Origin of the sequence: Streptomyces coacervatus (genome assembly GCF_029223485.1) — a bacterium.
In the GTDB taxonomy this organism is placed as follows: Bacteria; Actinomycetota; Actinomycetes; order Streptomycetales; family Streptomycetaceae; genus Streptomyces; species Streptomyces coacervatus.
This window is the reverse complement of record NZ_JARHTP010000007.1, coordinates 288,131-302,773: the sequence shown is the minus strand read 5'-3', so window position 1 is coordinate 302,773 and position 14,643 is coordinate 288,131. Positions and strand designations below refer to the sequence as shown.

Below are 14,643 nucleotides of genomic sequence, written 5' to 3'. Positions count from 1 at the left end.
ATGGACAGGTCGATTCTCAACTGCCCTAGTGCCAGTGCCCGTTCTGAGCGGCCAGGGCGGCCGGAGTGAGCGGATTCATAGCCGTGACGTCGCGCGGGGCGATGGAGAAGCCCTGCCAGTGGACCGGCATCGGCTGCTGGTCCTCGTCCCGGGCTATGTGGTGGAAGCCCACGTTCACCCAGACTATGGGGTGGGTGAGGGTCTGCCCGTTGACCCATGTGTCGACGGACTTGCCGTGGCCGGCGCCGCAGTTGAGCGGATTGCCGCTGGCGTACTGCTCGCACTTGTTGTACTCGGTGAAGTACACGTCGTGCTTGGTGAAGCTGCGGCCCAGGTACTTGGCGGTCGGGCCCTGGACGATCTCGTACGAGCGCGGGTGGTCGTCCTTGTTCTTGCCGGCCGTACTGACCACGCGCCACCAGCGCATGTCCTTGGCGTCGCCCGCAAGTTCCTTGGTGACCTTGGTGAGGGTCGTCTTGTTGGTCGGCGCCTGCTGGCCGTGGACCGGGGGGCTGACGGTCGAGTCGTACTGCTCGACCTTGGTCTTGGAGGAGCCGTCGAGGCCGAAGTCGAGCCGCCAGAAGATGTTGTGGCTGTGGCTGGTGGCATAGGCCTTGGCGCCCTTGCCGATGGGCCAGCCGCGGCCGTCGCCCGCGTCGTAGTCGTCGGGCGAGAGGCTGCCGGTCGCGCCGGCGTTCATGCTCATCGTGCCGTCGTCCTGGAAGCGCCACTCGGTGATGTACTCGTACCAGCCGACCTTGTTGACCGTGTAGAGGAGCAGGTCCTTGCCCTGCGCCTGGTAGGTCTTGTTCGCGTCGGAGAGCATGTGGTATGCGTGGCCGCGGGAGCGGGTCGTGGCGCACAGGCCCTTGACGTTCGGCGAGTCCGAGTAGAAGGGTGCCGCGACCTTCACGGTCTTGATGGTGCCGCCCGGGCATTCGTCGGGCGTGAGGTTCAGCAGGCCGTCGCCGAAGTTGTAGTCCGTCACGTCGTTGTACTCGATGCTGCCGTCGTCGTACGGCACGTCGATCTGGGCGAGTTTGGCGCTGTTGAGGACCTTGATCGGCTGGGACTCGCCGGGCGGCTGGTAGGAGATGTCGTCCAGGACGACCCCGGACCTGCTCTCGAAGCGCCAGCACATCCGCCAGGTCGTACCGGAGGAGAGCTTCTGTTCGATCTGGTAGGCCGCGCTGCACTGGGGGGCCGCGGCGGCGGCCGCCTCCTTGTGGTCGGCGAAGGCCGGTGCTGCTGCCGTGCCGCCGAGGGCGAGCCCGACCGCGAGCGGGCCCACCAGGGCCCGCCTGCGCAGTGCTCCACGGCGGGCACGGCTGTCTCTGTTGACGCGCATGACGAGGTGACTCCCTTACAGGAGATACGAGTACAAGAGATACGAGTTCGGAAAGTGAACGGAGGCCGGCTCAGCCGAGCTTGACGACCTTGCGGGCGCTCAGGTCGATCACGAAGTCCCGGGTGTCGATCCAGGCACCGTTCTTGACCTTCGGGAACAGCCGGGTGCAGCGGTGCTCGCCGCACTTGCCGAGTTCGGCGGGCTGCACGCCCGGGGTTGCGTGGAACACCATGCTGGTGAGCGTCAGCTGGTCCGGGGAGGTGAGCTCCTTGCCCGTGGCGTCCTTGTAGTCCGCCTTCAGGCCCGCGCCCAGTGGGTCGGCGATCAGCAGCCGGGCCGCCTCGGTCTGCTCGGCGATGCTCAGCGGCGGCTGGACGTCGTGCTGGGTGCTTGTCTCCTCGACCTTGCCGGTGTCCAGGTTGACGGTCTTGGTGACCACGGTGTCGTTCCGGTAGTCGTAGAACGTCACGTCCGCGCGCCGCGGCGCGTTCGTATTGTCCGGCTGGTCCGTGTCGGGCTCGGTCAGCTCCACGGTGAGGCGCTGCGGGCCGCGGGCGCCCTTGACGTTCTCACCGGAATTGAGCAGCTGCCGGTTCAGCGCGATCTGCTCGACCCGCTTCGTCTCGTCGTCGGTCAGTGGGTCGAGGCCCTTGCCCTTCTCGCCCTCGGCCGGGGCCTGCTCGACGACACCGGGTGCCGGCGTGCCGTTCCCCTGGGCCGCCTGCTGGGCCGTCTGCCCGCCCCTGGTTCCCCCCGAATCGTCGGCCCCCGCCGTCCCCGGCAGCGTGATCCCGACCATCACAGCAGTTCCGGCCACCGCGATGGCCGTACCCGCCACCACTTTCCCCAGGTGGCGGTGCACTATCTTGCGCACATCTTCCCCCTACTCCCCCTTCATCCCCGGGAGTACGTTTCTGCCCCACTGTTTGGCATACCGCGTATTGGCATACCGCGTATGCACTGGTCGAGCGGTAAGAGGGACGTAAGTCATAGGTGGTTCCATCACTTTCGGGGACACTCGACGCCAAGGCACCCCCTGGGGCGCGTTCCACCTGAAAGAGTCGAGTCCATGCAGGTCTGGCCTGGCGAGGCGTATCCGCTCGGTGCCACGTACGACGGCGCCGGCACCAATTTCGGGGTCTTCACGGAGACCGCGGACCGAGTAGAGCTGTGTCTGCTGCACGACGACGGCTCGGAGACGGCGGTGGAACTGCGCGAGAGCGACGCGTTCGTACGGCACGCGTACGTGCCCGGCATCATGCCGGGACAGCGCTACGGCTTCCGTGTGCACGGCGCGTACGCCCCGGAGCGCGGCCAGCGCTGCAACTCGGCGAAGCTGCTGCTCGACCCGTATGCCAAGGCGATCAGCGGTTCCATCCGCTGGGGCGAGGAGGTGTACGGCTACCACTTCGACGCGCCCGACAAGCGCAACGACCTGGACTCGGCGCCGCACACGATGACGTCCGTCGTGGTCAACCCGTACTTCGACTGGGGCGACGACCGGCGGCCCCGGCGCGGCTACCACGAGACGGTGATCTACGAGGCCCATGTGAAGGGCCTCACCATGCGGCACCCGGGGCTGCCGGAGGAGCTGCGCGGCACCTATGCGGCACTCGCGCACCCGGTGATCATCGAGCATCTGGTGGAGCTCGGTGTGACGACGCTGGAGCTCATGCCGGTGCACCAGTTCGTGAACGACCACCGGCTGGTCGACATGGGCCTGAACAACTACTGGGGCTACAACACGATCGGCTTCTTCGCCCCGCACAACGCGTACGCCTCCTGGGGCGACCGCGGCCAGCAGGTCCTGGAGTTCAAGTCGGCGGTCCGGGCGTTGCACGAGGCGGGCATCGAGGTCATCCTCGACGTGGTCTACAACCACACGGCCGAGGGCAACCACCTGGGCCCCACGCTGTCCTTCCGGGGCATCGACAACCCGTCGTACTACCGGCTGACCGACGACCCCCGCTACTACATGGACACCACGGGCACCGGGAACTCCCTGCTCATGCGGTCCCCGCACGTCCTGCAGCTGATCATGGACTCGCTGCGCTACTGGGTCACCGAGATGCATGTCGACGGGTTCCGCTTCGACCTCGCCGCCACCCTGGCCCGGCAGTTCCACGAGGTGGACCGGCTGTCGTCGTTCTTCGACCTGGTGCAGCAGGACCCGGTGGTCTCCCAGGTGAAGCTGATCGCCGAGCCGTGGGACGTCGGCGAGGGCGGCTACCAGGTGGGCAACTTCCCGCCGCTGTGGACGGAGTGGAACGGCAAGTACCGCGACACGGTGCGGGACATGTGGCGCGGCGAGCAGCGGGCACTCGCGGAGTTCGCGTCCCGGCTGACGGGCTCGTCGGACCTCTACCAGGACGACGGCCGCCGCCCGCTCGCCTCGATCAACTTCGTGACCTGCCACGACGGTTTCACCCTGCACGACCTCGTCTCGTACAACCAGAAGCGCAACAAGGCCAACGGCGAGGACAACCGGGACGGCGAGAGCCACAACCGGTCCTGGAACTGCGGCGCGGAGGGCGAGACCGACGATCCCGAGGTGCTGAAGCTGCGGGCCCGCCAGATGCGGAACTTCGTCGCCACGCTGATGCTCTCCCAGGGCGTGCCGATGATCAGTCACGGCGACGAGTTCGCCCGCACCCAGCGCGGCAACAACAACGCGTACTGCCAGGACAACGAGCTCGCCTGGGTGAACTGGCTCGACCCCGAAGCGGAGGAGGACACACCCGACAGCGAGCTGCTGGCCTTCACGCGCGCGATGGTGTGGCTGCGCAAGGACCATCCGGTCTTCCGCAGGCGCCGCTTCTTCCACGGGCGGCCCGTGGAGGGTACCCATGACGAGCTGTCGGACATCGCCTGGTTCACGCCGGAGGGCAAGGAGATGACCCAGCGGGACTGGGACTCCGCGCCGGCCTCGGCGCTGTCGGTGTTCCTCAACGGCAACGCGATCTCCGAGCCGGGTATCCGCGGGGAGCGGATCACCGACGACTCGTTCCTGCTGATGTTCAACGCCTCGCCGAAGTCGCTGGACTTCGTGGTGCCCGTCAACCACGGCCGCCAGTGGCAGGTCGTGGTCGACACCGCCCGCTCGGACGGGGTGCCGCCGGAGACGGGCCCGAAGGTGCAGGCCGGCGACCGGCTGACGCTGGTGGACCGGAGCCTGACCGTGTTGCAGCGGCCGGTCTAGGTCTGGCCTACGTACTTGGCTGCTGGTCGGGCACGCGCGCGTGGAGGGTCGTTTCGGTGTACGACTTCGCGCGCGCCGTCCACGCGATCGCGCAGGAGAGTGCGGCGGCCAGGCTCGCCGCCGCGAAGGCGGCCGCGGGACCATACGACTCGGCGAGGCGGCCGGTGACGGCGACCGCGAGGGCCTGCCCGCCGACGATCGCACTCGTCGCGAACGCCATGGCCTCGGCCAGCCGGGTGGGCGGCACCGCGCGCTCGGTGAGACCGAACACCGTGACCAGGTGCGGGGCGTAGGCGATGCCGAGGACGGTGACGACGACGTAGAGGCCGACGAGGCTCTGCGTCCGCAGAAGGGGCAGGGAGAGTACGAACGCGGCCGCGGTCGCCGCCCGCCAGCGTGCCGTGAGGGGGATGCGCGCGGGCACGGCGGCCATGGAGAGCCCGGCGACGGCACTCATCACGCCCATGGCGGCGTACACCAGCCCGGCCTGGTCCGCCTGCCCGAGCCGCTCGGTGAGCGCGGTGATGCCGGCCTGACAGGCTCCGAACATTGCTCCTTGGAGGGCGAGGGCGGCGCGGAGGGGGTGGACGGAGCGGGGGATGCGGGGGTGGGGGCGGGTGGGGCTGGTGTGTGCAGGTGGGGCCGTCGGATGCGTCGGGACGGGACCGGAGCGTCCGATCGTGGGCGTCGGGACGGGACTGGAGCGTCCGGTCGCGGGCGTCGGGACGGCACCGGATCGTCCTCCCGCAGACGTCGCGACGGACCCGGAGCGTCCTGCCGGAGGCGTCGCAACGCAACCGGACCGTCCCGCCGCAGCCGTCGCAACGGACCCGGACCGTCCTCCCCCAGGCGTCACCACGGACCCGGACCGTATCGCCCGCGCCGTCGGGTGCAGTGCGAAGCCGCTGCCGCATACGGCCACCAGGAGGGCGGCCGCGCCCAGGGCGTAGGCAGGGTGGGCGAGTACGGCGGCCAGGCCGACCAGGGCCGGACCCAGGACGAAGGAGATCTCGTCGAGGGTGCTCTCGAAGGAGAGGGCCGCGCCGACCGTCGACTCGGGGGCTGCGGACCGGCGGGCCAGCGCCACCAGGCGGGCGCGGGCCAGGGGCCCGATGAGCGGCACGGTCGCGCCCGCCACCACCCCGAGGAGGGCCAGCAACGGTACGGGCAGGCCGGCGAGCGCCCCGGCGACGAGCGCGGCGATCGCGACGGCGTTGGCGAGGGAGAAGGCGAGTACGACCGTCCGCTGGCCGTGCCGGTCGGCGAGCCGGCCCACCAGCGGGCCGCAGGCCACCTGGCCGATCGCGAGCGCCCCGCCGGTCAGCCCCGCGGCGGCCAGCGAGCCGCTGGTGCGGGCGACGAGCAGCACGCTGCCGAACTGGATGGTGGCCGTCGGCAGCCGCCCCAGGAAGGACACGACCGGAAGCAGCGGCCCGGTCAGGCCGATGACGTCTCTGTACATTCGCCCCGTGATCCCCATCGCTCGAAGCCGGCCACGCGCGCGTGGACCCGTGGAGGGGACGATGACACGAAGGGCGGCAGGGCGGGTACGTAGGTTTGCATGACACCTGAGCGAGTCGACCCCGTGGTGCCCACGGCCACCTACCGGCTGCAGCTGCAGCCCGAGTTCCCGTTCGCGGCAGCGGCGGCCGCCGTGCCGTACCTGGCCTCGCTCGGCGTCTCGCACCTGCACCTGTCCCCCGTCCTGGCGGCCGTGCCGGGCTCGGCGCACGGCTACGACGTCGTGGACCACGCGCGCGTGAGCGAGGAACTGGGCGGCGAGGAGGGGCTGCGTGCGCTGGCGCGCACCGCGCGGGAGCACGGTCTGGGCCTGGTGGTGGACATCGTGCCGAACCACATGGCCATGGCCCCGCGCCACAACCGCGCCCTGTGGGAAGTGCTGCGGGAGGGCCCCAAGTCGCCGTACGCGCGCTGGTTCGACATCGACTGGGAGGCGCAGGGCGGCCAGGTGCTGATGCCGGTCCTGGGCGGCCCGCTCGGCTCGGTCATCGGTGAGCTGCGGGTGGACGGCGACGTGCTGCGCTACTACGACCATGCGTTCCCGCTGCGTGAGGGCACCGAGGAGCTGCCGCTGCCACAGCTCCTGGACGCACAGTGGTATCGCCCGGTGTGGTGGCGGCTGGCCCGCACGGAGCTCAACTACCGGCGTTTCTTCAGCATTTCGGAGCTCATCGGGGTGCGGGTCGAGGACCCGGAGGTGTTCGAGGCCACGCACGCGAAGATCCTGCAGCTGCTGCACGAGGGCGTGGTCGACGGGCTGCGCATCGACCATCCCGACGGACTCGCCGACCCCGACGAGTATCTGCGGCGGCTGCACGAGGCGACCGGCGGCCGCTGGACGGTCGTGGAGAAGATCCTGTCGGACGGGGAGCCCCTGCCGGCCTCCTGGCCGGTCGCGGGCACCACCGGCTACGACGCCCTGCGGCACATCGACGGCCTCTTCACGGACCCGGCCGGGTTCGGGGAACTCCTCGGCCAGTACCGGCGGTTCGCGGCCCCGCAGACGGACCGGGGCGGCGACTGGGCGGCGACGGTGCGGCGGGCGGCGTACAAGGTGCTCACGCACGAGCTGGCCGCCGAGATCGACCGGCTGACCCGGGTGGCGAGCAGACTCTGCGCCGCCGCGCCGGACCCAGCGCTGCGCGACCGCGCCCCCTGGGCGCTGCGCACGGCGCTGCAGGAGCTGCTGGTCCGCCTGGAGGTCTACCGGCCGTACGCCTCCGGGGACGCGGCCTCGGTGGTCACCGAGGAGGCCGCGGCCGAGGCCCGGCTCGCCTTCGTCGTCCCGGAGGAGGCGGGCGCGGTCGACGTCGTACGGAATCTGGTTCTGGGGCGGCATGGCAACGGACCCGACCATGCGGAGTTCCGGGCGCGGTTCGCACAGACCGCGTCCGCCCTGCGTGCCAAGTCCGTGGAGGACACCGCGTTCTACCGCTATGTGCCGCTGCTGTCGGCGACCGAGGTGGGCGGCAACCCGGGGAGCCCGGCGGTGTCCCCCGAGGACTTTCACGCCTACTGCGCGCGCGTGCAGCGTGACTGGCCGGCGACCGGGACCGTCGCGTCGACACATGACACGAAGCGCAGTGCCGACGTGAGAGCGGCGCTGGCCGTGCTCACCGAGTGCCCGCAACGCTGGGCGGACGTCCTGGCGGAGGTGACGCGGGCGGGCGAGGGCGTGCCGGACGCGCAGCTGGCGTGGGCGGCCTGGCAGACGGTGTTCGGGCTCGGTGCGGCGGCCGAGGAGCGCGTTCAGCAGGCCCTGTTGAAGCATGTGCGCGAGGCCGGGCTGCTCACGAGCTGGACGGAGCAGGAACCCGCCTACGAAGAGGCGGTGGCAGTGTTCGTCGCGGCGGGTCCGTGCGGGGTGCCGGGCGAGCACGTGGTCGCGCTGCGGAGTGCACTGGAGCCCCACATCCGGGCGAACGTGCTGGGCACCGCCCTGGTCCACCTGACGATGCCGGGCGTGCCGGATGTCTACCAGGGGACCGAGAGCGAGTATGTGGCGCTGGTGGACCCGGACAACCGGCGGCCGGTGGCGTTCCCGCCCGAGGACCCCGGCGACAAGGACGCGGTGACCGCGGCGGCGCTGCGGCTCCGTGCGCGGCGGCCGGCCGCCTTCGGGGACACGGCGACGTACGCGCCCCTGACCGCCGAGGGCCAGGCGGCGGCGCACTGCGTGGCGTTCGCACGCTCCGGCGAGGTCGTCACGGCCGTGACACGGCTGTCGCTGCGGCTGGCGGAGGCGGGCGGCTGGCGGGAGACGCGGCTGCCGCTGCCGCCCGGGCGGTGGTCCGATGTGCTGTCTCCGGAGCGGGAGTTCACGGGGCACGCGCGCGTGGAGGAGCTTTTCGGACGGCTGCCGGTGGCGCTGCTGGAGCGGGTCGACCCGCACTGAGCGGGGCGGGGCGGGCACGGTGCGTACGCGCAAGGCCCGGATGATGAACTTGCGCCGGGCGTACGGGACTTCGCCGCACGCCGTGGGATTGCCCTGGCCACCGGATCACGGCCGCGCACGCTCCCGGGGCTCGAACCGGACGGCCGGCGCGTGGTGACGAACGACGACGCGCTCGGCGCGCCCGGTCTGCGCCGGGACGCGTCCCCCTCGGACGAGGGATGCACGGGCGGTGAGCGCCGGTGTCCGCGCCCCCGCTGGCAGCAATGCCCATTACAGCTGGCGGTAAATGCATCTGGGCGCCCCCTGGAGCCTCCCCCATGGTGTCCTTGACACTTCACGGAGAGCGTGGGGTACTGCGGATTGCGAAGCCGGGCGGACGTGACGGGGGTGAGTCTCCTGCCGCAGCTGCGCTACCCCACCTTGGCCCAACTCGTCGCGTCCGCACGCGCGTTGGCCGCCCACAGACCGGGCCTGTGCGCACTGACACAGGTCGGCGTCTCCCGGGCGGGCAGGCCCCTGCACCTGCTGTCCGTGGGCCATGCGCGGCGCGCCGTGCTCGTCGTCGCGGGCGCCCACGCCAACGAGCCGACCGGCGGCCCCACTCTTCTCGCGCTCGCCGAACGGGTGCTGTCCGAGCGGGAGTTGCGTACGGACACGTCCTGGCACTTCCTGCTGTGCGCGGACCCCGACGGGGCGAGCCTGCACCGCACCCCGGCACCGCGCAGCCTGTTCGACTACCACCTCGGGTTCTTCCGGCCGGCGGCCGAGGAGCAGCCGGAGTGGTCGCCGTCGGTGCTGCCGCCGCACCGGCTGCCGCCCGAGACGCGCGCGCTGACCCGGGTGATCGACGAGCTGCGCCCCTACCTCCAGGTGACCCTGCACGGGACCGAACTGGGCGGCAGCTGGGTTCAGTTGACCCGGGACATACCGGGTCTCGCCGAGCCGTTCGCCAAGTCCGCGGCGGAGCTGCACATCCCGGTGGAGACGGGCGCCTCGGACGCCGCGGGCTGGGCCGCGTCCGGGCCCGGGGTGCATGTGATGCCCTCCCCCGGTGCGGGCGCCGCGTACCCGAGCATGCCGGACGACGCACGCCACAGCACCTGGTACGACACCCACCGCTACGGCGGCCTGACGGCGGTGGTCGAGGTGCCGATGTGGGCGAGCGACCTGGTGGACGACCCGGCTCCGCATCCCGCGCCGGCCGCGGCGCTGCGACGGCTGGCGCGCCGGCTGCTGCGCGACGCGCTGGAGGTGGAGCGGGTGCTCACCGAGGCGCTGCCGCGTCTGGAGGGCCTTGACGGGCCGCTGCTGCGGGCCGCCAGGTGGGCGCTGGAGCTGGTTCCGGGCCTGGCCGCGGACTGGATCCACACGCCGCCCGCCGACAACACGATGGCGTACGTCGGCAGCGTGGACGCGTTCGGCCGCCGCCTGCCGCTGCGGGCGGCGGCCATGCTGCTGCGGGTCCTGCAGGAGGCCGACGACCGAGCGGCACCGGGTCTGGAACGGCTCGTGGCGACCTGGAGCGACGCCTTCGCGGAGCGCTTCCGCGCGCGCTGGGTGCCTTTGGAGCACCAGGTCGAGCACCAGTCCCGTACGGTCGTCGCGGCGGCGCTGCATGCGCGCGACCGGGCGGCCTGACCGGTGCCAAGCGCTCCGCTGGGGGCCACGATGTGCCGTCGGTCGTCTGCGGCGCCGTTGTGGCTGGTCGCGCAGTTCCCCGCGCCCCTACGGGGCGCGGTGTCAGGCGTCCATCGCGAACACCGAACCCGTACGCCCGGCCATCACGCACGCGCTGGAGAAGGTCTGTGTGTACTCGACCCGCCGGCCGCTCCACTCCCCGCGCGCGTGGACCGTCACCGGCGCGTAGATCATCGGGCAGAAAACGTTCTTCTTGGACGGGATGCGGGAGATGTCGCCGTCGACCGCCTCCAGCTCGGTACACGCGTCGGCCGCTCGCGAGTGTCCCTGGGGCGGGTCGCAGAGCAGCAGGGTGTCGCGTGTGTGGGGGGACCGGGCGTCGCCCTTGGTGATCGTGAGGTAGAGCCAGTTGCTCGGCGGGAAGCCCGTGGACGCCGCCTGTGCCGGGGCCGCGCCGGTGGCGAGGAGGGCGGCGGCCAGCAGCGCGCCTCGTACCGCTTTCACTGTGGTGCTGATCGTCATTCCCGATGCATCGGCACGGCGGCCTGGGAACCCCACCCCGACTCACCCGAACGGGAGCACGCGGGCGCGTGCCGGACGGCGAGTTCGAACGCGGCGAGCACTACGCGCGACTGGTACTCCACCTGGCGGTCGACCGGGATCCAGCGCGCCCCCATGCCGTCGCGGTAGTCGGCGCACCACTCCTCGATGAGGCGGTCCAGGTCGGGCAGTACACCGGACGGGTCGCGGCCGGCGCGTGTCACGAGCTGGTGCAGCAGGCCCGCCGTGCGCAGTGCCAGCCGCCGTCCGGCGATGCGCAGGGCGGCCAGGTGGGCGGTGCTGAGCGGCGGGAGCGGGCGCGCCCCGTCGGCGATGTCGGGGTCCCATGCGTCGGCGAGCCCGGGGCAGACCAGTAAATAGTCGTCCACCGGGGCGAGCAGACGGGCCGCGTCCGGCGTGCCCGCGACGTGGGGCCGCAGCCGCGCGAGGAGCACCTCGAGGAGCCGTGTGTCGTGGCGCAGCGTATGGCTGACCGCGCGCAGCACGGCGGCCGCGTCCGCGGGCGGGGAGCCGTCCTCCACGGCCGCCACGCCCCACATGGGCGCCTCGACGACCGCCGTCACCGTGCCGTGCCGGTACGGGTGGAACCAGGTCGACTCGACGGCGGCTTCGGTGATGGCCGCGGCCAGGTCGCCGATGCGGGGCGGCGGGATGCGGTACACGGCGGGGCCGAGGCTCGGCCAGTACAGGGTGTCGTAGGGACCGAGTTCGCGCGGGATGCCGAGGCGGGCGGCGGTGTGCGCGACGCGTCCCGCGAGGCCCGGGAGGTCGTGGGTGAGCTCGACGAAGCCGCCGCCGACGTCGACGCCGTGCAGGGAGCACTGCAGGAAGGGCCGCAGTTCGTCCTGGAGGTCGAGCAGGGTGCGGGTCTCCGGCAGTGCGGCGCCGGCCGCGCCGTCGGGCAGCCATTCGGGCTGTTCCAGGAAGCCGGGCCGGAAGAAGTTCCGGAAGTACCGGCCGAGGGTGTAGGGGCCCGGCAGCCAGCCCTCGTTGCGGCGCAGGCCGTCGGGGTCGAGGCTCAGCAGCAGGTTCCAGGTGGCGTCGGCACCCTCGGTGAACCGCAGGTCGGCGAGCGCGCGTTCGGCCAGGCGCAGCACGGTGCCGCCGCCGACGGGTTCGTTGGCGTGGGGCCCTGCGACGACCAGGGCCTGGCGGCTGCCGTGACCGACGGAAAGCAGCCACATGGGAGTGCCCGCGCGCGAGGTGCCGACACGGCGCAGACGGGCGTCACGAGGGCGCCTGGAGACGAGTGCTGCCGCCCGCGCGCCGAGCTCGTCGACGGTCGGGTAGCGGAGGAGGGGCGGCAGGGCACACCTCCACAATGTGGCGCCGTCGGTTCACCTGATGTACATGGCGTACGCACAGTCAGTCACGACTTGAGGGGTACGTCAACACCATGGATGGGAAAGCGATTTGAGCCATCGCCGCACGTCAACGCGGTGTCATGCTCAGGCCAAAGCTTGGCTGCGACTCAATCGGGGCTCAGTCGGCAGCCAGGCGGAACGACATCCGACCGAAGCCGACCTGATCGCCCTCGCGGACGACGGCGGCTCCGATGACCCGCCGCCCGTTCACCGTCGTGCCGTTGGTCGAACCGAGATCGCGCAGCACCCACATACCGCCCTGGCGGCTGAGTTCGGCGTGCACGCGGGACACGGTTTCATGCGTGAGGCGCAGCCCGTTGGCCGGATCGCGTCCGATGCGCAGCGGGTGGCCGCCCGCCGGGTGGGGCAGCAGCAGCTTGGGGAGGCGCTCGGCCTGCCAGGCCCTGCGCAGCCGTACGGTGAAGCCGGAGACCGCCTCCACGGTGCCGAACACCAGGCGGGCGACGCGGCTTTCCTGGGGGAGGTCGGCGGTCAGGGCGGCGAGTTCGTCGGAGCGGCGGGCGGCGAGGGCCAGCTCCATGCGCCGGATGAACGTGTCGTGCGACAGCCGTCCCATTGCGACGCCGTCGCGCAGCACCTTCAGCGCCTTGTCGCGCTCCACGTCGGAGAGCCGCGCGGGGTAGGTGTTGAACTCGAAGGACGACGTCACGTTCGTGATTGTCGGTCAGTGAACCCCGGGTGTCCAGAAAACGAGAAAACGGCCGCCACGCGCGCGTACCTGACGACACCCGCCGTAAAAGGGGTGATTCAAAAGCGGATTGATCTCGTTTGAAGCACCATGGACGGGCTACATCACGGTGAGCAGACGAAGGGGAACCGTCCGTGCAGTTCGAGGTGTGGGCACCGCAGGCCGGCCGAGTGACGCTCCAGTGCGACGGCGCCACGCGCGCGTTGGAACGCGATCCGGGGCGGGAGGGCTGGTGGCGGACAGAGGCGGAGGCGCGGGACGGCTCGCGGTACGGGTTCGCGGTGGACGACGGTCCGGTGCTGCCCGACCCGCGTTCGCGCCGGCAGCCGGACGGCCCGGACGGGCCGAGCGCGGTGGTCGACCACGGGCGGTACGCGTGGCGCACCGAGTGGGCAGGGCGTCCGCTGCCCGGCGCGGTCCTGTACGAGCTCCATGTGGGCACGTACACGCGTGAGGGCACCCTGGACGCGGCCGCCGAGCGGCTCGGACATCTCGTCGAACTGGGCGTCACCCACGTCGAGTTGATGCCGCTGTGCCCCTTCCCCGGGCAGCACGGCTGGGGTTACGAGGGCGTCTCGCTGTGGGCCGTGCACGAGCCGTACGGCGGTCCCAAGGCGCTGAAACGGTTCGTCGACCGGGCGCACGAACTCGGGCTCGGCGTGGTCCTGGACGTCGTGCACAACCACCTCGGTCCCTCGGGCAACTATCTGCCCGCGTTCGGCCCGTACTTCACGGACACGCACCACACGCCCTGGGGTTCGGCGGTCAACCTGGACGCTCCGGGCTCGGACGAGGTGCGGGCGTATCTGCTGGGCAGCGCGCTCGCGTGGCTGCGTGACTACCGGATCGACGGGCTGCGCCTGGACGCGGTGCACGCGCTGGCGGACACGCGCGCGTGCCACTTCCTGGAGGAACTGTCGACGGCCGTGGACGCCCTCGCGGACGACCTGGGCCGGCCGCTGTTCCTGATCGCCGAGTCCGACCTGAACGACCCGCGGTTCATCACGCCCCGCACGCAGGGCGGGTTCGGGCTGCAGGCGCAGTGGAACGACGACTTCCATCACGCCCTGCACACCGCGCTGACCGGCGAGTCCCAGGGCTACTACGCGGATTTCGCGCGCGCCCCCCTCGCCGCGGTGGCTCGGACCCTCACGCGCGGCTACTTCCACGACGGCACGTACTCCAGCTTCCGCGGCCGGCACCACGGGCGCCCGCTGGACAGTACGCGCGTGGCCGCGCACCGGCTGCTGGGCTACAGCCAGACGCACGACCAGGTGGGCAACCGCGCCCAGGGCGACCGCCTTTCGGCGACCCTCTCCCCCGGCCTGCTCGCCTGTGCGGCCACGCTCACCCTGACCGCCCCCTTCACACCGATGCTGTTCATGGGCGAGGAGTGGGCGGCCGGTACGCCCTGGCAGTTCTTCACCGACCACACCGATCCGGAGCTCGCCGAGGCCGTACGGCGGGGCAGACGGCGGGAGTTCGCGGCGCACGGCTGGGCCGAGGAGGACGTCCCCGATCCGCAGGACCCGGCGACCCGCGACCGCTCCTGCCTCGACTGGGCGGAGCTCGCGGACGAACCGCACGCGCGCGTGCTGGCCTGGTACCGCACACTCATCGCCCTGCGGCACGAGCAGGCCGACCTGACGGATCCCGACCTCGCCGACACCAAGGTGGCGTACGACGAACGGGAACGCTGGCTGGCCTTCCGCCGCGGGGACGTCCGGGTCGCCGTGAACCTTGCGAAGGAACCGGCGGCGATCCCGCTGGGCCCCCGCCACGCGCGCGTGCTCGCCGCGTGGGAGCCCGTCGAGGCGCCGGGCGCGGACGGGGTGCTGCAGGTGCCCGGGGAGTCGGCTGTGGTGCTGCTGCAGGGGTGAGGCGGCCGCAGCTGACGGCTCGCACCGC

General features: G+C 71.7%; 10 protein-coding genes. 4 read left to right on the top strand and 6 right to left on the bottom strand.

The genetic code is table 11. The features are described 5' to 3' along the window. Positions 1–25: 25 nt before the first annotated feature. Entirely contained in the window at positions 26–1,348 is a 1,323-nt protein-coding gene (locus tag P2Q00_RS19490; RefSeq protein WP_275773859.1) for a copper amine oxidase, read from the bottom strand. 70 nt (positions 1,349–1,418) lie between these two features. Next, positions 1,419–2,222, bottom strand: coding sequence for a Tat pathway signal sequence domain protein (locus P2Q00_RS19485; RefSeq protein ID WP_275773858.1), 804 nt, complete (start codon positions 2,220–2,222; stop codon positions 1,419–1,421). Positions 2,223–2,417: 195 nt separating this feature from the next. On the opposite strand from P2Q00_RS19485, the gene glgX reads away from it, so the two are divergent. Then, positions 2,418–4,547, top strand: coding sequence for a glycogen debranching protein GlgX (glgX, locus tag P2Q00_RS19480; RefSeq protein WP_275773857.1), 2,130 nt, complete (start codon positions 2,418–2,420; stop codon positions 4,545–4,547). Positions 4,548–4,554: 7 nt separating this feature from the next. Here glgX and P2Q00_RS19475 read toward each other — a convergent pair whose 3' ends face one another. After that, positions 4,555–6,009, bottom strand: a complete 1,455-nt coding sequence (locus P2Q00_RS19475; RefSeq protein ID WP_275773856.1) for an MFS transporter — start codon at positions 6,007–6,009, stop codon at positions 4,555–4,557. Positions 6,010–6,108: 99 nt separating this feature from the next. On the opposite strand from P2Q00_RS19475, the gene treY reads away from it, so the two are divergent. Continuing rightward, positions 6,109–8,463 carry a malto-oligosyltrehalose synthase gene (treY, locus tag P2Q00_RS19470; RefSeq protein ID WP_275773855.1) on the top strand — a complete coding sequence of 785 codons (2,355 nt, stop codon included), beginning with the start codon at positions 6,109–6,111 and terminating at the stop codon, positions 8,461–8,463. 387 nt (positions 8,464–8,850) lie between these two features. Beyond that, on the top strand, positions 8,851–10,101 hold the full coding sequence (locus P2Q00_RS19465; RefSeq protein WP_275773854.1) for a M14 family zinc carboxypeptidase: 1,251 nt from the start codon (positions 8,851–8,853) through the stop codon (positions 10,099–10,101). A 102-nt stretch (positions 10,102–10,203) separates the two neighbouring features. Here the strand turns inward: P2Q00_RS19465 and P2Q00_RS19460 are convergent, their stop codons facing one another. The 3 genes from P2Q00_RS19460 to P2Q00_RS19450 all read right to left on the bottom strand — a co-directional run bounded on the left by P2Q00_RS19460 (position 10,204) and on the right by P2Q00_RS19450 (position 12,696). Beyond that, entirely contained in the window at positions 10,204–10,623 is a 420-nt protein-coding gene (locus tag P2Q00_RS19460; RefSeq protein WP_275773853.1) for an SSI family serine proteinase inhibitor, read from the bottom strand. After that, positions 10,620–11,984 carry a M14 family zinc carboxypeptidase gene (locus P2Q00_RS19455; RefSeq protein ID WP_275773852.1) on the bottom strand — a complete coding sequence of 455 codons (1,365 nt, stop codon included), beginning with the start codon at positions 11,982–11,984 and terminating at the stop codon, positions 10,620–10,622. The genes P2Q00_RS19460 and P2Q00_RS19455 overlap by 4 nt, the downstream gene beginning before the upstream one ends. A gap of 160 nt (positions 11,985–12,144) precedes the next feature. Next, a complete protein-coding gene (locus P2Q00_RS19450; protein WP_275773851.1) occupies positions 12,145–12,696 on the bottom strand; it encodes an FHA domain-containing protein in 552 nt (183 codons plus the stop codon). Between the two features lie 173 nt (positions 12,697–12,869). Between P2Q00_RS19450 and treZ the strand changes: the two genes are divergently transcribed. Beyond that, entirely contained in the window at positions 12,870–14,615 is a 1,746-nt protein-coding gene (treZ, locus tag P2Q00_RS19445; RefSeq protein ID WP_275773850.1) for a malto-oligosyltrehalose trehalohydrolase, read from the top strand. Positions 14,616–14,643: the final 28 nt, after the last annotated feature.